Origin of the sequence: Streptomyces sp. NPDC088116, from assembly GCF_044741745.1 — a bacterium.
GTDB lineage: Bacteria > Actinomycetota > Actinomycetes > Streptomycetales > Streptomycetaceae > Streptomyces.
Map to the genome: position 1 here is coordinate 778,732 of NZ_JBIUTF010000003.1, position 23,508 is coordinate 802,239.

Sequence of the window (23,508 nt, forward strand, 5' to 3'; positions counted from 1 at the left end):
GACACGGGATCCGCGCCGAGGAGGGGGAAAACGCAAGGTCACAGCGGATCAGGAGGCCACGGCCCCGGCTCGCAGGGTCATCAGGCCCCGGTGTCCGGGGGGGCGGGCGCGGCGAGGGAGTTCACGTGCTGAAGGGCTGGAAGTGGACGAGGGCGGTGGCCCCCTCCTCGTACTCCACGGTCAGGTCGAACGCCACCGCGCCGCCGTCGGCATAAGGGTCCAGGGTCAGGTTGCCGCAGGCGTCGACGGTCTCCGGGGGGCCGGAGCAGTCCGATGTCATCTTCATGTCGGGACAGGCCGAAGTCAGCCATGTGCCGAGGCGGGCGCGGGAGATCCGGAACCTGACGTCGTACCGCGTGTCCTGTGCTCCCATGACCTCGCACTTCGCCTCGGACGCTCCGGCCGGCAACCCGCTCTGGTCGGCGAAGCGCATCGCTTCCTCGCACGAGACCGACTGCCGCCTCGCGACCACGTCGTCGTCCGTCAGGTCGGCGATGACCTGCCAGGCCGGCCGGCCCATGCCGACGGCCGGCGCCCCCAGCAGCCAGGTCCGCATTTTCATGATCCGCCTCGACTCCGACTCGCCCCAAGGGCATGGACTTGCCTGGTTGTTGAGGACGAGCGACCGGGAGGGACGGTTCCTCTCGACCGCCCGTCGCGTTCAGGCGAGCGCGACTTAAATCAGTCGGTTGACTTACCATGTGGGCTGAGGTTGACTCTGCCCGCCGACACGATCCGAGGAGGCCACAAGTGACCGAAGCCCAAAGCACGGAGACGATGAGCTACCCGATCGTCCCTGCCGCGGCGCTGGAGCCGCCGCCGCAGTGGGCGGAGCTTCGGCAGAGGTGTCCGGTGGCGCGGGTGACGCTGCCGAGTGGTGACGAGGCGGCGCTGCTGACGCGTTACGAGGACGTGCGGACGGCGCTCTCCGACCCGCGTCTGAGTCGCGAGGGGCTGGCCTTGCCCGACGCGGCCCGGGTGTCGGCCGGTGACGCGGCGGACATCTTCAACAGCCCGATGGCGCAGGCGCTCAACGCCGAGGGCCATGACCGCTGGCGGCGCATGGTCGGCAAGTGGTTCACGGCCAAGCGGATGTCGGCACTGCGGCCGAGCATGGAGGCCATGACCGACCAGCTCATCGACGAGATGCTGGAACACGGCCGGCCGGCGGACCTGGTGACGCATCTGGCCTTCCCGCTTCCGGTGTTCGTCATCTGCACCATGCTGGGCGTGCCGGAGTGCGACCGGGACCGGTTCAAGAGCTGGTCCGACACCTTCTTGAACATGACCCGGTACACGCGTGCCGAGACGGAGGCGGCGCATCAGGACTTCGCCGATTACATGGCGCATCTGATCGACGGCAAGCGCACGGAACCCGGGGACGACCTCCTCAGCCTTCTCATGGACGGCGCGGACGCGGAGGGCGAACCGATGTCCGAGGCCGGGCTGGTGGCCACGGGGCAGGCGCTCCTGCTCGCCGGTCATGAGACCACAGCGGGCTTCATCTCGATGATGACGGCGCACCTGCTGTCCGACCGCCGGCGCTGGGAGCGCTTGCTGGCCGACCCGTCACTGACCCGCAAGGCGGTGGAGGAGGTACTGCGGTTCGACCCGAACGGCAGCGGCTTCGGCATGCTCCGGTACGTGCACGAGGACACCGAACTCTCCGGCGGTGTGGTGCCGCGCGGCACCACCGTGGTGTGCAGCATGGCCGCGGCCAACCGCGACGAGAGCGCCTGGGAGGGAGCGGCCGACATGGACCTCGGCCGCTCTCCCAATCCCCACCTCACCTTCGGCGCCGGGTCTCACTCCTGCCTCGGACAGCCGCTGGCCCGCACCGAGTTGCAGGCCGTGCTCACCGTCCTGCTGCGTCGGCTGCCCACACTCGATCTCGCCGTCGGCACCCACGACCTGCGCCGCCACGAGGGCCTGCTCACCACCCCGCTGCGTGAACTGCCGGTGACCTGGTGAGCGACAGGACCGCTCGGGCCGACCGCGTCGCCGAGACCCGCGAGGCGATCATGTCGGCCGCGGAACGACTCTTCGCCGAACACGGACTGATCGCGGTGTCGAACCGCCAGATCGGCGAGGCGGCGGGGCAGGGCAACGTCACCGCCGTCAGCTACCACTTCGGCGCCAAGGCGGGCCTCGTACGCGCCGTCATGAGCAAGCACAGCGAGAAGGTCGAACGGATCCGGCAGCGGCATCTGGACGAGATCGGCGACAGCCACGACCTACGGGACTGGGTCGGCTGCCTGGTGCGCCCCGTGCCGGAACATCTCGGCTCGCTCGGCATCCCGTCCTGGTACGCCCGCTTCGCCGTGCAGGTCATGACCGACCCGCTGATGCGCGCGATGACCACCGACGAGGCCCTCACCAGGGAGCCCCTGCGGCAGACCCTCGACGGCCTCGGTCGGCTCCTCGAAGCGGTACCCGCCCCGGTGCGGGTCGAACGCGGAGCCATGGCCCGTCATTTGATCGTCCACACCTGCGCGGAGCGGGAACGCGCCCTGGCCGAGGGCACCGCCTTGCTGCACTCCTCGTGGGAGCGCACCGCCGACGCGCTGACCGACGCGATCGTCGGTCTGCTCACCGCACCCGTCTCCCCTCACCACGACCTGGAGCCGAACCGACCATGAAGATCACTGTGGATGAAGAGAAGTGCTGCGGCGCCGGGCAGTGCGTGCTGATCGCACCGGAGGTGTTCGATCAGCGGGACGAGGACGGCGTCGTCGTCCTCCTCGACGCCGAACCGCCCGAGGAGCGGTACACGGCCGTCCGGGAGTCCGCGAGCGTGTGCCCCGCCGCCGCCATCCAGCTCGACGAGGTCTCGTGAGCGCACCCGGGAACGTGCTTCGCGATCGGCTGCGGTCGGCGGCCGAGCGGCCGACCGGCATCGCGCGAGCACCGGCAGCGGGGAGGCACGCTTCCGCCCCGTTCCCGCCGATCAACGGAGGATGACAATGCCCACCCCCGCTACGGCCGACGCCGAGATCCCCGACTTCCCCCCACCGCGTTCCGCGGCCTGCCCCTTCGATCCGTCACCCGAACTGCGTGGTCTGGCCCGGTACGGTCCGCTGACCAAGGTCCGCTCCTGGGGCGACAGCACACCCTGGGTGGTGACCACCCACGCCGAGCAGAAGGCACTGCTCTCCGACGCCCGGCTGAGCGCGGACTTCTCCAACCCCGGCTTCCCCAGCCCGGTCGCCCACCGGGGCGAAGGGGGAACCGACCTGAGTTTCGTCGGACTCGACGACCCGGAACACGCCCGGCTGCGCCGCATGGTCAGCGGTGTCTTCACCATCAGACGCGTCGAGGCGATGCGCCCGGCCGTGCAGAAGATGGTGGACACCTTCATCGACCGCATGCTCGCCGGTCCGAAACCCGCCGACCTGGTCCAGGCGCTCGCGTTGCCCCTGCCGTCCCTGGTGATCTCGGAGCTGCTCGGGGTGCCCTACGAGGACCACGAGTTCTTCCAGACCAACAGCAAGACCATCGTCTCCGCCGTCGCCACCCCCGAGCAGCGGAAGGCCGCTCACACCATCCTCGCCGACTACCTCGACCACCTGGTCGGCGAGAAGCTCGTCGAGCCCGGCGACGATCTCCTCTCCAAACTCGGCGAGCAGATCAAGGCCGGTGAACTGACCCGCCGCGAGGCCGTCGCCATGGGTGTGCTGCTGCTGCTCGGCGGCCACGAGACCACCGCGAACATGATCAGCCTGGGCACACTGCTCCTGCTCCAGCACCCGGAACAACTCGCCCTCATACGTGAGACGGACGATCCCAAGGTGATCGGCGCGGCGGTGGAAGAACTGCTGCGCTACCTCTCCATCGTGCACCTCGGGCGCCGCCGGACCGCACTGGAGGACATCCGGATCGCCGGCCGGACCATTCGCGCCGGCGAGGGTGTGATCCTGCTCGGCGAACTGGCCAACCGGGACCCTTCCGTCTTCCCCGCCCCCGACCGGCTGGACATCACCCGTGACGCCCGCCACCACCAGGCTTTCGGCGCCGGTACCCATCACTGTGTCGGGCAGCCTCTCGCCAGGATGGAACTCCAGGTGATCTACCCGACCCTCTTCCGTCGCATTCCCACCCTGCGCGTGGCGACGGACCTGGAGCAACTCCCGTTCAAATACGACGCAGTCATCTACGGAATGCACGAACTCCCCGTCACCTGGTAGCACTCGCGACAGCGGAAGGCCGGACGTGATCCTGTTGGGCCGGGGCCGTTACGGATGCAGGACGACCTTGCCGCGGACGGTGCGGGATTCGGCGAGTTCCATGGCCGCGCCGACCTCGGTGAGGGGGAACCGTGCCGCGATCTGGGCGGTGATGGCGCCGGAGGCGAGCAGGTCGAGTACGACGCCGAGATCGTGGTGCTGGTGGCGGCGGAATCGGCGGGGCCTGATGGTGCGGCCGCCCCAGAAGTTGTAGAAGGCGGCGCTGCGGTGGTTGGGCAGCAGGTTCCAGGCGTAGACGCGTGCCAGCAGGCCGAGGAACATCGGAACCATGGCGTTGGTGTCGTCGAGCCGGGCGGCGGTGCCGTAGACCACCAGCGCGCCGCCCCGACTGAGCAGGTGGAACGACGCGCGTGCGCTGGTCAGCCCCAGATGGTCGAATACGGCGTCGACGCCGTCGGGGGCCAGCTCGCCGACCCGCGTGGACAGGTCGGGGTCGTGGTAGTCCAGCGGGGTGACACCGAGGTCGCGCAGCGCGCTGTGGTGGCGCGGGGCCGCGGTGCCGATGACGTGGACGCCGTGATGGCGGGCCAGTTGCACCAGGATGGTGCCGACACCGCCGTTGGCGCCATGGACCAGGATCGTCTGCCCGGACGCGACCCGGGCGACGCGGTGCAGCATCTGGTGGGCGGTGATGCCGTTGACGACCACGGTCTCGGCCTCGGCCGGGTCCAGGCCGGCGGGCACCGGCACCAGGTCGGCGACCGGGACGAGGGCGTGGCTCGTCCATCCGCCGGTCTTGGTGGCCACGGCGACGCGTCGTCCTGTCAGCGCCATGTCGGCGGCGTCACCGACGGCGTCGACGGTGCCGACCAGGTCATAGCCGGGTACGAACGGGAACGCGGGCTGGCCGGGGTAGCGGCCGCGCCGCATCCCCTGTTCGGCGAACGAGATCCCGGTGGCCTCGACCCGGACCAGCGCCTGGCCGCTTTCCGGGGCCGGCAACGGGCGGTGGCGCAACCGCAGTCCGGCCGGATCCACCACGCCGGGCAGCACGACCTCGGTGGCGATGACCGGCTGAGCTGCCTCGGTGCCGGTGCCGGTGCCGGTGCCGGTGCCGGTGTGGCGGTGGGCGGGGGTGGCGGGCTTCGTCATGGCGGAGTTCTCCTTGGGAGTCAGGCCGCGGCGGTGATAGCGACGGGTCGGTGGCGGATCGACCGGGGTGACCCGGTCGGCGGTCACGCGGCGCTGACCTGCGGAGGGGCCGGCCGCACTGAAGCCGGCCCGTCGAACCGTAGAGTTAATCGCCGTCGTGTTAGTTATAGCTTATAACTAACACGTCTGTCTGTCATGCGTATGGGAACCCGTAGCCTTGAGTGGGGTGATCGCGGTCCCGGGCCCGTTACCGTCGGCAGGTCGGCACCGGTTCCAAAAACTCGCGCGGTGATGTCGAGAACCCGAGGCCGGCTCCGTCCCCGCTGTGAATGCGACCAGAATGGGTCGCACCAGCACTGAGGAGAAGCACCATGGCCAAGTACCTGCTGCTCAAGCACTACCGTGGCGCCCCGGCCGCGGTGAACGACGTACCCATGGACCGGTGGACGCCGGAGGAGATCTCGGACCACGTGCGGTACATGAACGACTTCGCGGCCCGGCTCGAGGCGACCGGAGAGTTCGTCGACAGTCAGGCGCTCGCCCCCGAGGGGATGTTCGTCCGCTACGACGGCGAGGGCCGCCCGCCGGTCACCGACGGACCGTTCGCCGAGACCAAGGACGTCATCGCCGGCTGGATGGTGATCGACGTCGACAGCCACGAGCGCGCCGTCGAGCTGGCCGGGGAGCTGTCGGCCGCCCCTGGAGCCGGCGGGAAGCCGATCCACGAGTGGCTCGAGCTGCGCCCGTTCCTGGGGGCGCACCCCACCGTCACGGAGTGACCCCGAGGTGAACGAGATCCTGCTCCGGAGCCTCACACCGAGCGTGCTCGGGATCCTTGTCCGCCGCGGAGCCGACTTCGCGGCGGCCGAGGACGCCGTGCAGGAGGCGCTGCTCGAGGCGGTCCGCGTCTGGCCGGCCGAACCGCCGCGGGACCCGAAGGGCTGGCTGGTCACCGTGGCCTGGCGCCGGTTCCTCGACGCGACCCGGGCGGACGCCGCCCGCCGCCGGCGTGAGGACCTCGTCGAGGAGGAGCCGGCGCGCGGGCCCGCGCCCACGGTGGACGACACACTCCAGCTCTACTTCCTGTGCGCCCACCCGTCGTTGACACCGTCGTCCGCGGTCGCGCTCACGCTGCGCGCCGTCGGCGGGCTGACCACCCGCCAGATCGCCCAGGCCTACCTGGTGCCCGAGGCGACCATGGCGCAGCGCATCAGCCGGGCCAAGCGCACCGTCTCCGGCATACGGTTCGACCGGCCCGGCGACGTCGCCACCGTGCTGCGCGTCCTCTACCTGGTCTTCAACGAGGGCTACTCCGGCGACGTCGACCTCGCCGCCGAGGCCATCCGGCTCACCCGGCAGCTCGCGGCCGCGATCCACCACCCCGAGGTGGCGGGGCTGCTCGCCCTCATGCTGCTCCACCACGCCCGGCGCGCCGCCCGGACCACGCCCGACGGCAGCCTGGTGCCGCTCGCCGAGCAGGACCGCGGCCGGTGGGACACCGAGTCGATCGCCGAGGGCGTCGAGATCCTTCAGGCGGCCCTCGCCCGCGACCGGCTGGGCGAGTTCCAGGCCCAGGCCGCCATCGCCGCACTCCACGCCGACGCGCCCACCGCCGAGGAGACCGACTGGACGCAGATCGTCGAGTGGTACGACGAACTCGCGCGCCTGACCGACAGCCCGGTCGTCCGGCTCAACCGCGCGGTGGCCGTCGGCGAGGCAGACGGACCGCGCGCCGGCCTGGCGGCGCTCGCGGCGCTGGACGACGCCTTCCCAAGCTTGTCGAACAAGGGGGACTCCGTGCCCCGCCGCGCCGCGGTGGCGGCGTACCTCCACGAGCGCGACGGCGACCTGGCGACGGCGGCGCGGCTGTACGCCGAGGCGGCCCGAAAGGCGCCCAACCTCGCCGAGCGCGACCACCTGACGCGCCAGGCCGCCCGGCTCAACGCCCGCCGGTCCCGCTGATGGCGCGCCCTCAGGGCCTGTCCGGCGGATCGGCTGCGCCTCGCCCAGCGCGGTCGGAGGTCAGGCGGGCGCGCGGTCCGGTGTCCGCGCGGCCTGACGCGCGAGGCGGGTTCTGGGGCCGAAGATCGCCAGGGCGACCGCGCCCAGGATCCAACTGCCCGCGATGAAGTAGAAGACGCTCTGGTAACCGCTCCGGTTGTACAGGGCGGCGATGATCAGCGGGCCCGCGGCGTTCGACAGCCTGCCGAGCCCGTAGGAGATACCCGTTCCCAGCGCGCGGCTGCGGGTGTCGAAGAGCTCGGGGGAGTAGGCGTAGGCGAGCGCGGTGTAGCCGCGTTCGAAGAGGTTGACGAGGAAACCGAAGACAATGATCAGTACGGGGTTGAAGGTGAGCCCGTACAGGAGGCCGCAGAGCGCGATGACCGTGCCGAAGGCGACCAGGCACCACTTGCGCTCGAAACGGTCGGTCACCAGGGCGGCGAGATACGAGCCGAGCGGTGCGCCGACCGTGGTGAGCGCCACGTAGAACACCGACTTCTCGACGCTGAACCCTTCCTTCGCCAGCAGGGTGGGTGCCCAGCTGGAGTAGCCGAAGAATCCGATGGTCTGGGTCACCCACAGGACCGTGAGCAGGAGGGTGGGCGCGAGGTACTTCCGCTGCATGAGGAGGCGTAGCGGGGCCTTGGTGGGCCGTTCCTCGTCGACCGGCGGGGCCGGCTCGGGGAGTGGGCCCTTCTCGGCCGCCACCTGGGTCTCGATCTCCGTGAGGACCGCCTCCGCCGCGGCGAAGTCGCCCCTGCTCTCGTGCCAGCGAGGGGATTCCTTGAGGTGGCGTGTGAAGAAGACGAGCAGGATGCCGAGGGCGCCCCAGAGATACACCAGCCGCCACGACCAGTCGTTGATCGGGACGACCACACTGGCGATGAGGTTGGTGGCGGGCGTGCCGCAGATGCCGATGACGATGGCGTACGCCTGGAACTTGCCGCGTACGGCGGACGGGTAGATCTCGCTGATGTAGATGACCGCCACCACGGTCATCGCGGCGAGGCCGGCCGAGGTGAGGACCCGGAAGACGCCCAGGGAGACGATGTCCCAGGAGAAGGTCGCGGCGAAGGAGAAGAATCCGAAGAACAGGGTGGTGCGGATCAGTGTCTTCTTGCGCCCCCACCGGTCGGCGATGGCGCCGGCGACCACCGAGCCGATGAACATGCCGACGAAGGACAGCGAGGTGACATACGCGACCTGGTCGACCGTGACGCCCCACAAGCCGATGAGCTTGGGGGCGGTGGTCGCGAAGCTGTTGATGTCCGCGAACTCGAAGAAATAGGCGAACGCGACCCCCAGCAGGGTGATCTTGTGGAACCGTGAAATGGGCAGTCTGTCCAGCCGGTTCACCGCATTCGGGTGCTGCATGGAAGGCTCTTTTCGAAGAAGCGGTACGGGAAGAGGCTCAGACGCCTTCGCCGGGCCAGTAGAGGCTCATCGGGTTGTCGACGAGCAGCTTGCGCTGTTGTTCCGCGGTGACCGCCACGTGCGGTACGTGGTCGACCAGCAGGCCGTCGTCGGGCATGTGGCCGGTGAGGTTGGGGTGCGGCCAGTCGGTGCCCCACAGCACACGGTCGGGGAATTCCTCCACGACGCGCCGGGCGTAGGGCACCACGTCGGTGTAGGCGTGCCGCTGCCCTTCGAGCGCGGGAGGTCCGGTGACACTGAGACGTTCGGGGCAGGTCGCCTTCACCCACACGTCGTTGCGCTCGGCGAAGCGCAGGAAGCGGGTGAACCGCGGTCCTCCCACCGGTTGTGTCACGTCCGGCCGTCCCATGTGGTCCACCACGAGTGGCGTGGGCAACGAGCCGAAGAAGCGTTCCAGCTCCGGGAGATCGTCGCTCTCGAAGTAGAGGACGACATGCCAGCCGAGGGACGCGACCTTGTTGGCGACGGCGGTCAGATCCTCCTCGGAGGCGGTGTTGACCAGGCGGCGCAGGAAGTTGAAGCGCACACCGCGCACTCCCGCCGCGTCCAGTGCGCGCAGTTCGGCGTCCGACACGTCCGGACGTACGGTCGCCACACCCCGGGCCCTGCCGTCCGCGGCATGCAGGGCATCGACCATGGCGCTGTTGTCCGCACCGTGGCAGGTGGCCTGCACGATGACGTTGCGGCTGATACCGAGGTGGTCGCGGAGCGCGAAGAGCTGCTCCTTGCCACCGTCGCAGGGGGTGTACTTCCGCTCGGGAGCGAAGGGGAACTCGGCCTGCGGGCCGAACACATGACAGTGGGAGTCGACGGTGCCCGGCGGAAGTTCGAAGGCGGGCTCGGACGGGTCAGGACACCAGTCCAGCCAGTCCGGGCTCTTGGGCGAGGGTGCGCTCATGTGAATCTCCTCTGGGGGCGTCCGCGGTCCGGGGGGCCGAAGACGTTCGGGCGGCTGCCGTCCGGCGTGTGCCGGACCGGGAGCGGCGGGGAGAGCGGCTCATTCGACGGGGCGTTCGGCGGGCGTGCGGTGGGGGTCCGATGGGTGGCGGACGAGGTGTGCCGTGGGGTCCGAGGGGTGGTGGACGAGGTGTGCCGTGGACCGGTCGTCCGTCGGTCCTTGGCGTCGCACCCGCGCACGGTGGGGCGGACTGCCGGGGCAGTGGCCGGTACGGCCGGCGGCGGGGACGGGTTCGTCGGCGGCCGGGACCGCTGTGTGACCCGTCGGGTCGGGCAGGTGTGTTGAGGCGCGTACGTGTGTTGTTCCGCTGTGTAGGTGTGTCGGTCAGTCGAGGTATCGGAGCCCGGCGGCTTCGAGCGGTTCGCGCATCCCGTACATGTCCAGGCCGAGTTCCCCCGCGGCGAACCTCCGCCTTTTGTCGGCCTCGTTGGCCTCCCTGCGCCGCGCCGCCTCGGTGACCGCCGTCAGCCGCTCCGCCGGCACGACGACCACACCGTCGGAGTCCGCGGCGACCACATCGCCGGGACGCACCAGGGCATTGGCGCACACGACGGGGATGTTGACCGATCCGAGGGTGGCCTTCACGGTGCCCTTGGAGCTGACCGCGCGGCTGAACACGGGGAAGTCCATCTCCCGGAGGGTGTCGGCGTCACGGCAGCCACCGTCGATGACCAGACCGACGGCGCCCTGCGCGCGAATCGAGGTGGCCAGCAGGTCACCGAAGAATCCGTCCTCGCACTCCGTGGTGCAGGCGGCGACGAGGACGTCACCCGGCCTCAGCTGCTCCGCCGCCACGTGCAGCATCCAGTTGTCGCCCGGCTGGAGGAGTACGGTGACAGCGGTGCCGCAGAACCTGGCGCCCGGGTAGACGGGCCGGATGTAGGGACGCATGAGGCCGGTACGGCCCAGCGCCTCATGGATGGTGCTGACGCCGAACGGCGCGAGCGCCTCGACGTCCGGGCGGGGCGGGCGGTTGACGGTGCGGTGGACGACTCCGAGTTCGTACATGGTCGTGCTGTTCCTTCCGCGGGTCAGCGTCCCTGCTCGGTCAGCAGGGTGTCCAGGCGTGGGTAGACGGTGCGGGCGTTGTGTTCGTGGATGCCGGCGAGTTCCGTCACGGAGAGCCCGGCGGCCTCGGTGTAGCGGCGGGTGTCGTCGAAGTGGTGGCCGGTCCGCGGATCGATGTCGCGGACGGCGCCGATCATCTCCGAGGCGAAGAGGATGTTCCGGTGCGGCACCACGTCGAGGAGGAGGTCGATTCCCGGCTGGTGGTACACGCAGGTGTCGAAGAAGACGTTGCCCAGTACGTGTTCCTCCAGGGGCGGCTTTCCCAGCGCCATCGCCAGACCGCGGAACCGGCCCCAGTGGTACGGGACGGCGCCACCGCCGTGCGGGATGATCAGGCGCAGGGTGGGGAAGTCGGCGAACAGGTCGCCCTGTACGAGTTGCATGAACGCCGTGGTGTCGGCGTTCAGGTAATGCGCGCCGGTGGTGTGGAAAGCCGGGTTGACGCTGGTGCTGACGTGGACCATCGCCGGGATGTCGTACTCGACCAGCTTCTCGTAGAGCGGGTACCAGAAGCGGTCGGTCAACGGCGGCGCGCTCCAGTGCCCGCCCGACGGGTCGGGGTTGAGGTTCACCGCGACGGCTCCGTACTCCTCGACGCAGCGGGTGAGTTCCGGGATGCAGGTCGCCGGGTCGGCACCCGGCGACTGCGGGAGCATCGCGGCGGGCGCGAACCGCTCCGGGTAGAGCCGACTGACGCGGAAGCAGAGTTCGTTGCAGATGGCGGCCCACTGCGCGGAGGTGCGGAAGTCGCCGACGTGGTGCGCCATGAAGGACGCCCGCGGGGAGAAGACCGTCATGTCGATGCCGCGTTCGGTCATCAGCCGCAACTGGTTCGTCTCGATGCTCTCCCGCAGTTCGTCGTCGCTGATCCGCAGGTCGGCGCGGGCCGGGGCGGCTTCCGGCGCGGTGAGCCCGGCGATCTGCCGTTCGCGCCACGCGCCGAGCGCCGGGGGCGCGGTGGTGTAGTGGCCGTGACAGTCGATGATCATTGCGGTCCTTCCTCGAAGTGCCGGACACGGCCCGGGATCAGGACCTCACCGGCCATGATCAGCCGGGCCGTCCGCAGGAGCGCCGAGCGCGTGACACGCTGGCGGTCGGCCGGGTCCAGGCCGAGTTCGACGGTGAACTCGCCGGCCGGGTGTTCCACGGAGACGCTGATGTCCGCGCTGTCCGTGGCGTCCGTACTGGTGGTCAGGGCGTGGGCGACCGTGCCCTTGAGGACACAGGCGGTGGCCACGGTGACGGCGGCCAGCACCCCGATCGACTCGTGGCAGACGTGCGGGATGAAACTGCGGGTGCTGATCGTGCCGCCACGCTCGGGCTCGGACACGAGCGTCATCTTCGGATAGTTCTTCTCCGTCACGTCCCCCAGGCCCATCAGCTCGCCGCAGACGAGGCGCAGGGCTTCGAGGCGGTCCTTGAGCTGCCGGTCGGAGTTGAGCGCGGAGACGGACTCCCGGCCGGTGCGGCCGAGGTCCGAGGCGTTGACGAGGACCAGCGGCATGCCGTTGTCGATGCAGGTGACCTCAAGGGATCCGACGCCCGGGACGTCGACGCGGTCCCGGACATCACCTGTCGGCAGCAGACTCGCGCACACGGAGCCGGCGGTGTCCAGGAAGTCGATCTCGACCGGTGCCGCCGTCCCCGGGACACCGTCGATGCGTGTGTCGCCGCCGTACTCGACGTAACGGCCGGACGCGTCCTGCGGGGTGCGCACGGTGATCTCGGCGACCAGACCGGTGTTGAGGGTCAGCACCCGGGCCGTGGTCGTGTCCCCGTCCGGTACCAGCAGCCCGGATTCGACGGCGAAGGGCACGACGGCAGCCAGCATGTTGCCGCAGTTGGCGGTGGTGTCCACGAGGTCGCTGTCCGGTCGCAGCTGTGCGAACCGGAATTCGAGGTCCACATCGGCCCGGCTGCTGGGCCCGACGATCCCGACCTTGCTGGTGAGGGGATTCGCGCCGCCCAGTCCGTCGATCTGGCGCGGGTCGGGCGACCCCATGACGGCCAGCAGCACGGCGTCGCGCGCGGCTCGTTCCGACGGCAGGTCCGCGGCCCGGAAGAAGGGCCCCCGCGACGTACCGCCGCGCAGGAACCAGCAGGGAATCCGCTGCCGGCCGCCGCGCGGCCGCGGATCCGGACCACCGGTCCTGAGCCTCGTGGGTTGCATCGTCGCCTCCCCTTCGGGTGTTGTGTTGCAGACAAGCTAACCGTCGATGAAATTGCTGACAATATTTTTGACGAAGAAGTTTTGGGTGTCATCGGCAGCATCGTCGGCAGTGTCGTCGGCAGAGAGATCGACGCGGTTAGACTGCCTCACGATCGAATGTCGTCGAACTGACCAAGGCGGTAGGAGTGGCGCAGAACCGGGCCACCGGGCAAGCGGGGCGCAGCGCGGTATTCCAGGGGGTCCGTCAGGCTCTCGCGGCAGGGGACATGGTGCCAGGTCAGCGGCTGGTCGAACAGGAGCTGTCGGAGACCTTTCAGGTCACCCGCAGCTCGGTCCGTGAAGCTCTGCAGGAACTCGCGGCGGAAGGGCTCGTCGAGCTGATCCCGCGTCGCGGTGCGCGGGTGCGGGTGATCTCGGTCGAGGACGCCGTTCAGATCACCGAATGCCGAGCCGCCCTGGAGGGGCTGTGCGCACGCCGCGCGGCCGGACTGGCGACGGCCGAGCACCACGCGACGCTGCGGGAGATCGGCGCGGCGATGCGCGAGGCCGTCGCCAACGGCGAGCTGGAGACGTACTCCGCCCTGAACCGCCGGCTTCACGACCTCGTCGCCCAGATCAGCGGCCAGCACGTGGCCGGGTCGCTGCTCGAACGGCTGAACGGGCAGATGGTCCGCTACCAGTTCCGCCTCGCGCTGCGCCCCGGCCGCCCGACGCAGTCGCTGCCACAGCACCTTTCGATCATCGACGCCATCGTGGCCGGGGACCCGCAGGCCGCGGAGGCGGCCGCCCGAGCCCATCTCGACAGCGTCATCGAACAGCTGAGGGCGACCCCCGACCCCGGTCCCTTCGGGGGCTGAGGCCGCTCAGAGTGTGGCGCCCGCGTCGGCCGGCCGGACGGTACGCCGCTTGACGAGTTCGTACGAGCGCACGCGGTCGGCCAACGCGTAGACGGGCGTCACCAGCATCAGTTCGTCCGCGCCGGTCGCCGTCGCCAGTTCGGTGAGGCGTCGCTCTACGGTCTCGGGCGTTCCGTACGCCTGATGGGCCCGGAAACCCGCCAGCGTGTGCCGCTCCCGCTCGGTGAACGGGTGGGTGGATGCCTCCGCGGGCGTGGGGAACGGGATGTCGCTCCGTCCCTGGAGGAGCCCGGCCTTGACGACATTCATCGGGCCGGCCAGCCGCTCGGCTTCCTCATGCGTCTCGGCGCACACGGTCTCCACGCAGATCAGTACGCGGGCGCGCTCACACCAGCGCGACGGGGAGAAACGCGCCCGGTAGTGGTCGAGCGCGGCCAGGGTGTGGTCGGGGCGGATGTGGTGGGCGAAAGCCATGGGCAGGCCGAGTTCCGCGGCGAGCGCGGCGCCGGCCGTGCTGGAGGACAGCAGCCACGGCTCCGGAAGCGGGCCGAGCGCGACCTCGTCCACGAGGAGCCGGAGCGTCGAGACGATGTTCTCCCGGTACTCGTCGTCCGTCATCGGTTCCGGCCCGCGCCGCAGGGCCCGCGCGGTCGCCTCGTCGAAGGTGCCCGGACCGCGGCCGATGCCCAGGTCGATCCGGTCGGGGTGCAGTGCGGCGAGTGTGCCGAACTGCTCCGCCAGCATGAGCGGGGAGTGGTTGGGGGCGAGTACGCCTCCGGAGCCCAGGCGGACGGCCGATGTCGACGCGGCCGCGTGAGCGGTCAGGACGACGGGTGGGAACGCGCCGATGGCGGGGGAGTGGTGGTGCTCGGCGTACCAGAGCCGTCGGTAGCCGAGGGCGTCGAGACGCCGGGCGAACTCGGCCGTGTCACGTAGCGTCTCCAAGGCCCGGGAACCGGCCTGGACCATGGCGACTTCCAGCGCGGAGAGCGGCAGATCGATCATGCGGCCAGCATAGGGAGCCCCCAGCCGGCCCATGCCCCCTTTCCCGACGGTGGCATCCGCCCGGAAGCCACGCGGACTCACCCTGAGAAACCCCGCGTGATCAGTCCCGGGCGCTCACCCGAATGGCGTCACGACGAGGAGCGGGGCAAGGTGGAACGACAACTGGTCGAGAGATAGCAGGCCGGGCCGCGAGCCTGAGTCGTCTCGCTCACCAGGAGGTGCGTTGACGGTGCTCGAGGACGCGCACACGGGCATGTACAAGCCTCTGGCCGGTAAGGACCGGGCACTGGCGGAGGCGACACTGCACGCGCACGCCGCCCGTTCCACGCATGCCGCGCCGAACAGGCCAAGTGCGCCCCTCACGGATGATCTGCTGCGGAACATCGTGGCGGCGGCGGCCGGAAAGGTGCCCGCGATCCACCACCTCGACTCCGTCTCCCTGCGGCGTACCGGGGAGAGGGCCCGCGTCAAGGCATGGGAAGGGCACGCCCATCCCGTCCACATGAAACGAGGCGGTGGAAGACGCGCCGTCGTGGACCTGACCGTGGTCGTCGAGTACGGCACCGCGATCGCGCAGGCCGCGTCCCAGGTCCGGGAGAGTGTGGCGCGCGCTGTGTGTCGCGTCGCGGATGCGGACGTGGTCGAGGTGAATGTCTCCGTCACCGGTGTGGCGATCACAGAGCCATGATTGTGCTGCCCGGGTGAGCGGCAGCGGTGGTCCGGGTCCCCCTGTCGGCGCAATGCCCCTGGTCGGGCGTGTACGTGTGGTGGTCCGCCCGTGCCCGGTCCCCTTCCCGCCGTGCGAAGTCGTCATCGCGCCGTGCGGACAGGTGATTTCCGCCGTGGGGAGACGCGATTCCGAGGGTGCGGGGACGTACGGGAACTCACAGTGTGACGTCGCCGCCCAACACACGGGCCGCTGCGACGCATTCGCTGGAGATGCGGTGTGCGAGCCAGCGATGAGACTTGCCGTATGGCAGAACAACGTCGGACGCGGTCCGGTTCCACGTCAACAGCGACTCGACGCCGTGCCTCGCCCGCGCGGGGGCCGGAAGGCGCCGCGCGTGCCGCGCGTGAGCGGCTGGAGAGCCTGATCAACCACTGCACGGAAGGTGTGTCGGGTCTACGACGCACCGAGGACGGCTGGTGCGTCGTCGTGGACGTGCTGGAGGTCGCCCGGATTCCGGACACCACGAGCCTGCTCGCTTCGTACGAGGTGCACATCGATCAGGACGGCGAACTCCTGGAGTACCGCAGGGTCCGCCGCTACCGAAGAGGCGCCGCCGACGAGTGAGCGCGGTGAGCCGGCCAGCTGATGAGAGGACGCGCCCATGAGAACGACCACCTACTCCGACGAGGTCGTCGCGTGCGTACCACGCGCCGGCACGTTGTACGACGTGCTGGAACTGATCCTTGACCGGGGCATGGTGATCGATGTGTTCATCAGGATCTCCCTGGTCGGCATCGAGATCATCAAGATCGACGCCCGGATCGTCGTGGCGAGTGTGGACACGTATCTCCGGTTCGCCGAGGCGTGCAACCGACTGGATCTGGAACATGATTCGCGCAGTACGACGGTGCCCGAACTGTTCGGCGGCGGGGCCGCCAAGGCCGTCGGCAAGCGCAAGGTGAAGAAGGCTGCCGAGTCGGTGGGCGACAAGGTGCGCCACGCGGTCGGCGGCGGCGAGGACTCCGACGAGGACTCCGAGGAGTACGAGGAGAGCAGGCCGCGACGTCGTGCGCCCGTCCGTTCCGGCGCGCGCCGCCGCTCCGCGGAGGGCTGACCGATGACGGACAACGGACTGTACGTCTACGCGATCGTCCGGGCGGAGCACCGCACCCCGAAGGGCCTCGCCGGTGTGGGGAGTCCGCCGCTGCCTCTGCGCTTCCTTGTGGAGGGCCGGGTGGGGGCGGTGGTCAGTGACGTTCCGCCGAAGCTGCGTGCCCGACGCCGTGACCTGCTCGCCCATCAGGATCTGCTGCTGCGCCTCACCGGCAGCGGGCCGACTCTGCCGATGCGCTTCGGCACGGTCGCACCGGACGAGGCGGCGGTGCGTGCCCAGTTACTCGCCGCCGAGCACCGTCATCTCGCCGCTCTGGAACGGCTCGACGGGCGCGTCGAGGTGAACGTCAAAGCGTTCCCGCCGTCCGACGCGCTGGCACATCTCGTGCGGGAGGACCAGAACATCCGAAGGCTGCATGAAGCGGCACGGCGACGTCCCGGTTACGAGGCGAATCTCCGCCTGGGCGAGGCGGTGGTCACGGCGCTCTCGCGCAGGGCGGCGGAGGCGGGGCAGTCCGCCGTACGGGAGTTGACGCCTCTGGCCGACGCGGTCGCCACGGGGCCCGAGGTTCCGGGGTGCGCGCTCAACACGTCCTTCCTTGTCGGCAGAGCGGCCGAGGGCCGGTTCCGGGCCGCGGCGCGGGACTTCGCCGCGGCCCGCCAGGACCGGGTGGAACTGCGTCTCGCGGGACCGCTGCCCTGCTACAGCTTCGTCGGGGCCGACGGCCCGCTCACGGGCGCGGGAGCGTGACATGGGTCTGATCAGCGGGCTCCTCCTCTTCCCGTTGGCCCCGGTCCACGGAGTGTCGTGGATCGCCGAGCAGCTCATGGACGCGGCCGACCGTCAGATCCATGATCCGGCCCTGATCCGTGCCCAACTTGCGGCGCTCAACCAGGAGTTCGAAGAAGGAAATCTCAGCCTCGAGGAATTCGAGGAAGAAGAGGAACGGCTGCTGGACCGACTGGACGAAACGGGAGCCGGGCCACGCGATCGATCGAAGGTGGTGCACTGATGGAAGACGAAACCAAGGTAACGCTGGCCGCCGCGGTCGCGGCCGGTTACGTGCTGGGGCGTACGAAGAAGGGGCGGCTCGCTCTGACCGCCGTGACCTACTTGGCGGGCAGGCGCTTCGGCCTCGAACCGCGGCAACTGGTCGCAGAGGGAGTACGTCGACTCGGCCAGGTCCCGCAGGTCGCCGAACTCCAGGAGCAGTTGCGTACCGAGGGCCTCGAAGCGGCCCGTAGCGCGCTGACGGCCGTCGCCAACCGGAATCTGGGCTCTCTCGCCGACGCGATCAGCGACCGCACGCTCAGCCTCGGTGCCAAGGACGAAGAGCCGGAAGAGGAGTACGAGGAGGAGGACGAGTACGAGGGCGAGTACGAGGAGGAGCCGGAGGAGGAGTACGAGGAGGAGTACGACGAAGAGCCTGAGGAGGAGGAAGAGGAAGAGGAACCGGAACCGGAGCCGCCCAGGCACCGTCGCAGAGGAGCCCGCGAACCCGGCAGGCCGGCCTCCTCCGGGCGGCAGAAGCCCGACGGGGCGGCGGCCAAGAAGGCTTCCTCCGCCGGCCGGAACAGGGCCAGGAGGGCAGCCGCCTCCAAGCGGGCCGATTCCGCGAAGAAGCCGGCGCCTCCCGCCAAGAAGTCGGCTGCGAAAAAGACAGCCGCGAAGAAGGCTGCTCCGGCGAAGAAGACGGCTCCTGCCAAGAAGGCTCCTCCTGCCAAGAAGGCGGCCGGGAAGAAGACGGCCCCTGCCAGGAAGCCGGCCACGAAGAAGGCGGCTCCTGCCAAGAAGCCGGCTGCCAGGAAGTCGGCCCCGGCGAAGAAGCCGGCTGGGAAGAAGGCGGCTTCGTCGTCGAAGAAGGCGGCCAAGAGAACTCCCACGCGCGGCGATCGCCGGAGGTAATCGGACATGACCAGGACAACAGAGGACGCCTCCGACGCGGGCGATTCGGCTCTCGGGCGGGTGCGCGAGGAGATCACGGGCTTTCTCGGCGCCCAGGTGGAGCGACTGGCCGAGAGGGCCGCCGACAAACTGACCGACGTCACCGGTCAGCTCACCGGCATCGCGGAGAACGGTGGGCAGCTCCCCGCGATCGGTTCCCGTCTCCTCCAGGGCGAATCGCCGGTGAAGGCATTCGTCTCGGAGAAGGCGAAGGGAGTGAAGGACGGCGTCGTGGGCAAGGCCAAAGAGGCCCTCGGTGGCGGCGGGGGACGCAAGCCCGGCGACACCAAGGTGACGAGCATCATCGAAGTGCTCGATGTGGGAGTGCCGCTCCGTACGGTCTACGACCACTGGACGCAGTACGACAAGTTCAGCAGCTTCACCAAAGGCGTACGCGATGTGTCGCCGAGCGATGAGGTGGAGAGCGACTGGAAGGTCAAGGTCGCCTTCTCGACCCGTTCTTTCAAGGCGACGGTCCAGGAACAGGTACCGGACGAGCGCATCGTATGGACCTCGGAAGGCGCCCAGGCCACGACCCGGGGAGTGGTCAGCTTCCACGAGCTGGCACCGGCCCTGACCCGGATCGTCCTCGTCGTCGAGTACTACCCGTCCGGCTTCTTCGAGAAGACCGGAAACCTGTGGCGCGCACAGGGACGGCGTCTGCGTCTGGACCTCAAGCACTTCCAGCGTTACGTCACGCTCACCGATGAAGAGCCCGAAGACGCGTGGCGCGGCGAGATCCGCGACGGCGAGGTCGTCCGCACCCACGAAGAGGTGGTGGAGGAGGAAGAGGCGGCACGGGCCGAGGAGGAAGAGGAAGAAGACGAGGACGGGGAGTGGGAGGACGAGGACGAGGACGAGGACGACGAGCTGGATGAGGACGAGGAAGAAGAGGAAGACGAAGAGGAAGAGACCCGGTGACCGACGTCGACTTCAGATACGGTGACGCACCCGTCCACAGTTCGAGCACCACCAACCTCGCCGACATTCTCGAACGCGTCCTGGACAAGGGCGTCGTCATCGCCGGCGACATCAAGATCGACCTGCTCGACATCGAACTGCTGACCATCCGGCTGCGCCTGTTCGTCGCGTCGGTGGACACGGCCAAGAAGGCCGGCATCGACTGGTGGGAGACCGATCCGGCGCTCAGCTCACGCGCCGCCCGCAGCGCGCTCCAGGACGAGAACGACGAACTCCGCGCACGCCTGGAAGCCCTTGAGTCCAGCCTCGAACAGGCCCCGTCCCCGACCCCCGCCAAGGAGGGACGAGGGACATGAGCAACCCCGGTCCCGCCCTCCAGGAACACACCGCGACCTACGTGTTCGCGGTCTGCCGGCACATCGACCACGGCACCCTCGCGCTCCTCCCCGGACTCGCGGCGAACTCCCCGGTGCGGCCACTGCCGTTCGGCGCGCTCACGGCCGTCGTGCAGCATGTGGAGGCGGCGCACTTCAGTGAGGACGCCTGGCGCGAACGCCTCTCGGACCGAAGGGAATTGGAGCGCTGCGCCCGTGCCCACCACGAAGTGGTCGCCGCCACCGCCACCCGCGGGCCCACGATCCCCGTTCCACTGGCCACGCTCTACCGCAGCGACGAGCGAGCCGGACAGGCCCTTCGGCGGGACGCGGACCGCTTCCACAGCGCACTGCGCCGTATCGAAGGACGCGTCGAGTGGGGGGTGAAGGTGTACGCGCCCACCACGCCGACGCCCACGGCACCACCGAACTCCACGACACCGCCCGTCACTTCACCGCCCGCCGCCTCGCTCGCGCCCGCGACAGCCGGTCGCGGCCGGCCCTCCTGCGGCGACGGCCGCGCCTATCTGGACCGTAAGCGGGGCATCCAGAAGCGGCGCGAACAGCGCCACGACGAGGCACTGCGCACCGCCGAGACCGTGGACTCGGCACTGCGAACCGTGGCCGCCGCGTCCCGGCGTCTGCGTACACACGGTCAGGAGCTGCTGGGGCCGGGCAGAACGCAAGTACTCAACGCAACGTATCTGGTGGACGAGAGCCGGACCGGCGACGTCGCCCGTAGGGTCCGGGAGCTTCGCCGCTCGACCGGCGCCGACATCGAGATGTCCGGACCGTGGGTGCCCTACTCCTTCGTCGGCGAGGTGTGAGATGACGACGCATGAGCCCACGCCGTGGGCCACCCCCGAGCCGCTGACCGGTCCCATCGGGGTTCCCCTCGTGGATCTCCTGGACCGCGTACTGGCGACCGGCGTGGTGGTGAGCGGTGACCTGGTCATCGCGATCGCCGAGGTCCCCCTGGTCAGGCTGTCGTTGCACGCCCTGCTCTCCTCGGTGAGCGAACGAGTTCCCGCCCCCTGGGCGGACGGAGGACCCCTGTGACCAGTACGCGCATCGACCCTGTGACCACCACGCGGATCGACGTCGACCGCGATCGGATGGGACGCGACCTGGTCGCCCTGGTCCTCACCGTCGTGGAACTCCTGCGTCAGCTCATGGAACGGCAGGCGATCCGCAGGGTGGAACAGGGCGACCTCACCGACGAGCAGGTCGACCGGATCGGCACCACACTCATGCTGCTCGACGAACGCATGAATGAACTCTGCGAACAGCACGGGCTCAGCATGGAAGACCTCAACCTGGATCTCGGACCGCTGGGAACACTGCTGCCCCGCGACTGACGCGGGGCAGCCCGGGACGACCATCCCGATGGTGCCGACGCCGGCTTCTACGGGCCGTCGGTGGTTTCCGCGTGCCGCTGAGAGGCGTGATCACGCATCTTGTCCGGCTTGCTCGGAGAGAGGGTGTCTCTTAGCGTCGATCACATGAACGACGAACCGACACGCGCGGCACGGTTGCTGGATGCCCAGGCCAAGGCCGAAGAGCTGTTCTCCGAGATGCGGGACCGCGGACTGATCGCGGCGGGCCTGGGTGAACGGGTGGTGAGCGACAGCATCCGTGATCTGGCGAACGAGATGTTCGGTGTGAAGCGTTTCTGGCACAAGCGGATCGTCCGGTCCGGGCCGAACACACTGGAGCCGTACCGGCGCAATCCGCCGGACCGGATCATCGGCGACGACGACATCGTCTTCTGCGACTTCGGTCCGCTATTCGAGGAGTGGGAGGCCGACTTCGGCCGTACGTTCGTCCTGGGCGACGACCCCGTCAAGCACCGGCTGCGCGACGACCTGCCGTCGGTCTTCGCGGCGGGGCGGGACTACTTCGAGTCCCACCCCGGCATCACCGGGGAACAACTCTTCGCGGAGGTCGTCCGGCTGACCGGCGAGGCCGGCTGGGAGTTCGGCGGTCCGCATGCCGGGCACCTGGTGGGAGAGTTCCCGCACGAGAAGATCAACGGTGACGAGATCGAGTCGTACATCGCCCCCGGCAGCGACCGGCCGATGCGACGCGCGGACCGGGCCGGACGCGACTGCCACTGGATCCTGGAAGTCCACCTCGTGGACCGGCGGCGCGGCTTCGGAGGCTTCTACGAGGAACTCCTCGACCTCGGGCGGCCCGCTGAACACGCCCGCGTGTGAACCGGTTTGAACCATGATCGAGCGGGACATCACCTCGCTCCAGGCGCCCTTGGCGTGACCGGCCCGCCCCGCTTCAGTGCCGCAGCAGGCGGAGATCGACGGCCTCGGACATGGCCTTCATACCCGCGTCGTTCGGGTGGATGTGGTCGCCCGAATCGTAGGCGGGGTTGAGGGCCGAAGGGTCCGCGGGGTCGCTCATGGCGCGGTCGAAGTCGATGACGCCGTCGTAGGCGCCATTGGTGCGGATCCAGTCGTTGACACGCTGCCGGATCGCCTCGGCGGCGGGCGTGTAGTAGCCGTTGCCCTTGTCGGGCATCAGAGTCGCACCGATGACGCGGACGCCGGCGGCGTGCGCCTGAGCGATCAGGGCGCGATAGCCGTCGATCAGATCCTGGGCGGTCAGTGATGCCCCGTCGGGCCCGGCGTTGTTGCCGATGTCGTTGATGCCCTCGAAGAGGATCACGTTCGTGACACCCGGCCGGCCGAGGGCATCGTGGCGGAAGCGTTTCAGGGCGCTGACGCCCTGCCACAGGTGGGGGACATCGGTGAGCACGCGGTTTCCGCCGATTCCCGCGTTGACGACGCCGAGACGCCGCGGGTGCGGCTCGGCCGCGAGTCGACGGCCGAGGAAGTCCGGCCACCGGGTGTAGGTGCCGGTCGAGGAGTGGTAGCCATCGGTGATGGAGTCACCGAAAGCGACGACGGTGCCCTTCGCCTTCGGGGACAGGACGTCGAGACCCGCCAGGTAGTACCAGGACGTCGTGGTGGTGGCGAACCCGGCCGCGCTGTCGTCCCCCGTGTGGTCGCCCGGGGCCGTATAGGTCGTGTCGAAGGCGTCCGAGTGCCAGGTCGACATGCCGGTGACGCCTGGCAGGTAGAGGCTGACGAGCAGGTTCTGTTCGGCTTCGACCGCGATCGGGACGGTGTCGCTGACGGCCTCGTCCCCGGCCGGAATCGTGACATCGCCGGACTCGCCGAAGGTGACGGTGCGGGCCGTGCCGGGCTTCGCCTCGCCGCCGCTCGCCTGGAGGGCCACGTGGACGGTTGCGACGTCGAGCGGCTCGGGGCTGTATCGGTTCGAGAGGGTGATCCGGATGTCCGAACCCGCGACGCTGCTGTGCACGACCATCCGGATGGTCCGGTCGGCGAAGGACGGTCCGCCGGCCGTCATGCTGGGAGCCCAGGCGCTCACCCGGGTGCCCGGCCCGTGCGACGCCGGTGGGGCCGCGCTTGCGGTGCGGACCGGCACGGCGGCCAGGGCGAGCACGAGGAGCGCTCCGAGCATGATTCGTACGCATCTGTGGGGTCGGCGACAACTCATCGGTCGGTGCGGCTGATCGAGGGACATGGACACCTTCTGCCTCCGCTCGGTTCGTGTCGTTCTTGTTCCGCTCGCGCGCCCTGCTCGTGCACTCCTGGTGCCCATGCGGGCGTGCGCAT

At 69.6% G+C, this 23,508-nt stretch carries 28 protein-coding genes; 19 read left to right on the forward strand and 9 right to left on the reverse strand.

The genetic code is table 11. The features are described from left to right. Positions 1–121: 121 nt before the first annotated feature. A complete protein-coding gene (locus ACIOJD_RS15665) occupies positions 122–562 on the reverse strand; it encodes a hypothetical protein (RefSeq protein ID WP_401913205.1) in 441 nt (146 codons plus the stop codon). Between the two features lie 215 nt (positions 563–777). On the opposite strand from ACIOJD_RS15665, the gene ACIOJD_RS15670 reads away from it, so the two are divergent. From ACIOJD_RS15670 to ACIOJD_RS15685, 4 genes are all read left to right on the forward strand, one after another. Next, the gene (locus ACIOJD_RS15670) at positions 778–1,971 is read left to right on the forward strand and encodes a cytochrome P450 (protein ID WP_401913911.1); all 1,194 of its coding nucleotides are present in this window, start codon (positions 778–780) and stop codon (positions 1,969–1,971) included. Continuing rightward, positions 1,968–2,639 (forward strand): TetR/AcrR family transcriptional regulator, encoded by a 672-nt coding sequence (locus tag ACIOJD_RS15675; protein WP_401913208.1) that lies wholly within the window; start codon positions 1,968–1,970, stop codon positions 2,637–2,639. The genes ACIOJD_RS15670 and ACIOJD_RS15675 overlap by 4 nt, the downstream gene beginning before the upstream one ends. Next, positions 2,636–2,836: a ferredoxin gene (locus ACIOJD_RS15680; RefSeq protein WP_401913211.1), complete on the forward strand. Its 201-nt coding sequence runs from the start codon at positions 2,636–2,638 to the stop codon at positions 2,834–2,836. Before ACIOJD_RS15675 ends, ACIOJD_RS15680 begins: the two co-directional genes overlap by 4 nt. Before the next feature lie 121 nt (positions 2,837–2,957). After that, a complete protein-coding gene (locus ACIOJD_RS15685; RefSeq protein ID WP_401913214.1) occupies positions 2,958–4,184 on the forward strand; it encodes a cytochrome P450 in 1,227 nt (408 codons plus the stop codon). A gap of 48 nt (positions 4,185–4,232) precedes the next feature. Here ACIOJD_RS15685 and ACIOJD_RS15690 read toward each other — a convergent pair whose 3' ends face one another. Continuing rightward, a complete protein-coding gene (locus ACIOJD_RS15690) occupies positions 4,233–5,336 on the reverse strand; it encodes a medium chain dehydrogenase/reductase family protein (protein ID WP_401913217.1) in 1,104 nt (367 codons plus the stop codon). 371 nt (positions 5,337–5,707) lie between these two features. Here ACIOJD_RS15690 and ACIOJD_RS15695 point away from each other — a divergent pair, with 371 nt between their 5' ends. After that, on the forward strand, positions 5,708–6,115 hold the full coding sequence (locus ACIOJD_RS15695; RefSeq protein ID WP_401913220.1) for a YciI family protein: 408 nt from the start codon (positions 5,708–5,710) through the stop codon (positions 6,113–6,115). A gap of 7 nt (positions 6,116–6,122) precedes the next feature. After that, positions 6,123–7,298 carry an RNA polymerase sigma factor gene (locus ACIOJD_RS15700; RefSeq protein ID WP_401913223.1) on the forward strand — a complete coding sequence of 392 codons (1,176 nt, stop codon included), beginning with the start codon at positions 6,123–6,125 and terminating at the stop codon, positions 7,296–7,298. A 60-nt stretch (positions 7,299–7,358) separates the two neighbouring features. Here the strand turns inward: ACIOJD_RS15700 and ACIOJD_RS15705 are convergent, their stop codons facing one another. From ACIOJD_RS15705 to ACIOJD_RS15725, 5 genes are all read right to left on the reverse strand, one after another. Further along, positions 7,359–8,711: an MFS transporter gene (locus tag ACIOJD_RS15705; protein ID WP_401913226.1), complete on the reverse strand. Its 1,353-nt coding sequence runs from the start codon at positions 8,709–8,711 to the stop codon at positions 7,359–7,361. Positions 8,712–8,748: 37 nt separating this feature from the next. Next, complete coding sequence (locus tag ACIOJD_RS15710) at positions 8,749–9,669, reverse strand: amidohydrolase family protein (protein ID WP_401913229.1); 921 nt, start codon at positions 9,667–9,669, stop codon at positions 8,749–8,751. A 384-nt stretch (positions 9,670–10,053) separates the two neighbouring features. Then, positions 10,054–10,737, reverse strand: a complete 684-nt coding sequence (gene ligK, locus ACIOJD_RS15715) for a 4-carboxy-4-hydroxy-2-oxoadipate aldolase/oxaloacetate decarboxylase (RefSeq protein ID WP_401913232.1) — start codon at positions 10,735–10,737, stop codon at positions 10,054–10,056. Between the two features lie 23 nt (positions 10,738–10,760). Continuing rightward, positions 10,761–11,786, reverse strand: coding sequence for an amidohydrolase family protein (locus tag ACIOJD_RS15720; RefSeq protein ID WP_401913235.1), 1,026 nt, complete (start codon positions 11,784–11,786; stop codon positions 10,761–10,763). Further along, complete coding sequence (locus ACIOJD_RS15725) at positions 11,783–12,967, reverse strand: 4-oxalomesaconate tautomerase (RefSeq protein WP_401913237.1); 1,185 nt, start codon at positions 12,965–12,967, stop codon at positions 11,783–11,785. The genes ACIOJD_RS15720 and ACIOJD_RS15725 overlap by 4 nt, the downstream gene beginning before the upstream one ends. 185 nt (positions 12,968–13,152) lie before the next feature. Here ACIOJD_RS15725 and ACIOJD_RS15730 point away from each other — a divergent pair, with 185 nt between their 5' ends. Then, a complete protein-coding gene (locus ACIOJD_RS15730; protein WP_401913240.1) occupies positions 13,153–13,824 on the forward strand; it encodes a GntR family transcriptional regulator in 672 nt (223 codons plus the stop codon). Between the two features lie 6 nt (positions 13,825–13,830). Here ACIOJD_RS15730 and ACIOJD_RS15735 read toward each other — a convergent pair whose 3' ends face one another. Beyond that, the gene (locus tag ACIOJD_RS15735) at positions 13,831–14,829 is read right to left on the reverse strand and encodes an MsnO8 family LLM class oxidoreductase (RefSeq protein ID WP_401913243.1); all 999 of its coding nucleotides are present in this window, start codon (positions 14,827–14,829) and stop codon (positions 13,831–13,833) included. A 229-nt stretch (positions 14,830–15,058) separates the two neighbouring features. Here ACIOJD_RS15735 and ACIOJD_RS15740 point away from each other — a divergent pair, with 229 nt between their 5' ends. The 12 genes from ACIOJD_RS15740 (at position 15,059) to ACIOJD_RS15795 (ending at position 22,068) form a co-directional block, all read left to right on the forward strand. Then, positions 15,059–15,517 carry an Asp23/Gls24 family envelope stress response protein gene (locus ACIOJD_RS15740; RefSeq protein ID WP_401913913.1) on the forward strand — a complete coding sequence of 153 codons (459 nt, stop codon included), beginning with the start codon at positions 15,059–15,061 and terminating at the stop codon, positions 15,515–15,517. A gap of 285 nt (positions 15,518–15,802) precedes the next feature. Next, positions 15,803–16,123 (forward strand): gas vesicle protein, encoded by a 321-nt coding sequence (locus ACIOJD_RS15745; RefSeq protein WP_401913245.1) that lies wholly within the window; start codon positions 15,803–15,805, stop codon positions 16,121–16,123. Between the two features lie 37 nt (positions 16,124–16,160). Further along, a complete protein-coding gene (gene gvpJ / locus ACIOJD_RS15750) occupies positions 16,161–16,613 on the forward strand; it encodes a gas vesicle protein GvpJ (RefSeq protein ID WP_401913248.1) in 453 nt (150 codons plus the stop codon). 3 nt (positions 16,614–16,616) lie between these two features. After that, a complete protein-coding gene (locus tag ACIOJD_RS15755; RefSeq protein ID WP_401913251.1) occupies positions 16,617–17,363 on the forward strand; it encodes a GvpL/GvpF family gas vesicle protein in 747 nt (248 codons plus the stop codon). A 1-nt stretch (position 17,364) separates the two neighbouring features. Continuing rightward, positions 17,365–17,625 carry a gas vesicle protein GvpG gene (locus tag ACIOJD_RS15760; RefSeq protein ID WP_401913253.1) on the forward strand — a complete coding sequence of 87 codons (261 nt, stop codon included), beginning with the start codon at positions 17,365–17,367 and terminating at the stop codon, positions 17,623–17,625. Continuing rightward, positions 17,625–18,518 carry a histone protein gene (locus tag ACIOJD_RS15765; RefSeq protein ID WP_401913256.1) on the forward strand — a complete coding sequence of 298 codons (894 nt, stop codon included), beginning with the start codon at positions 17,625–17,627 and terminating at the stop codon, positions 18,516–18,518. Before ACIOJD_RS15760 ends, ACIOJD_RS15765 begins: the two co-directional genes overlap by 1 nt. Before the next feature lie 6 nt (positions 18,519–18,524). Further along, complete coding sequence (locus ACIOJD_RS15770) at positions 18,525–19,478, forward strand: SRPBCC family protein (protein ID WP_401913259.1); 954 nt, start codon at positions 18,525–18,527, stop codon at positions 19,476–19,478. Next, on the forward strand, positions 19,475–19,834 hold the full coding sequence (locus ACIOJD_RS15775) for a gas vesicle protein (RefSeq protein ID WP_401913262.1): 360 nt from the start codon (positions 19,475–19,477) through the stop codon (positions 19,832–19,834). Before ACIOJD_RS15770 ends, ACIOJD_RS15775 begins: the two co-directional genes overlap by 4 nt. Further along, positions 19,831–20,679: a GvpL/GvpF family gas vesicle protein gene (locus ACIOJD_RS15780; RefSeq protein ID WP_401913265.1), complete on the forward strand. Its 849-nt coding sequence runs from the start codon at positions 19,831–19,833 to the stop codon at positions 20,677–20,679. Before ACIOJD_RS15775 ends, ACIOJD_RS15780 begins: the two co-directional genes overlap by 4 nt. 1 nt (position 20,680) lies before the next feature. Beyond that, on the forward strand, positions 20,681–20,911 hold the full coding sequence (locus ACIOJD_RS15785; RefSeq protein WP_401913268.1) for a gas vesicle protein: 231 nt from the start codon (positions 20,681–20,683) through the stop codon (positions 20,909–20,911). 20 nt (positions 20,912–20,931) lie between these two features. After that, positions 20,932–21,210 carry a gas vesicle protein K gene (locus ACIOJD_RS15790; protein WP_401913915.1) on the forward strand — a complete coding sequence of 93 codons (279 nt, stop codon included), beginning with the start codon at positions 20,932–20,934 and terminating at the stop codon, positions 21,208–21,210. A gap of 144 nt (positions 21,211–21,354) precedes the next feature. Further along, positions 21,355–22,068 carry a M24 family metallopeptidase gene (locus ACIOJD_RS15795; protein WP_401913270.1) on the forward strand — a complete coding sequence of 238 codons (714 nt, stop codon included), beginning with the start codon at positions 21,355–21,357 and terminating at the stop codon, positions 22,066–22,068. A gap of 73 nt (positions 22,069–22,141) precedes the next feature. On the opposite strand, the gene ACIOJD_RS15800 is transcribed toward ACIOJD_RS15795, so the two are convergent. Continuing rightward, positions 22,142–23,353 (reverse strand): SGNH/GDSL hydrolase family protein, encoded by a 1,212-nt coding sequence (locus ACIOJD_RS15800; protein ID WP_401913273.1) that lies wholly within the window; start codon positions 23,351–23,353, stop codon positions 22,142–22,144. Between the last annotated feature and the right edge of the window lie 155 nt (positions 23,354–23,508).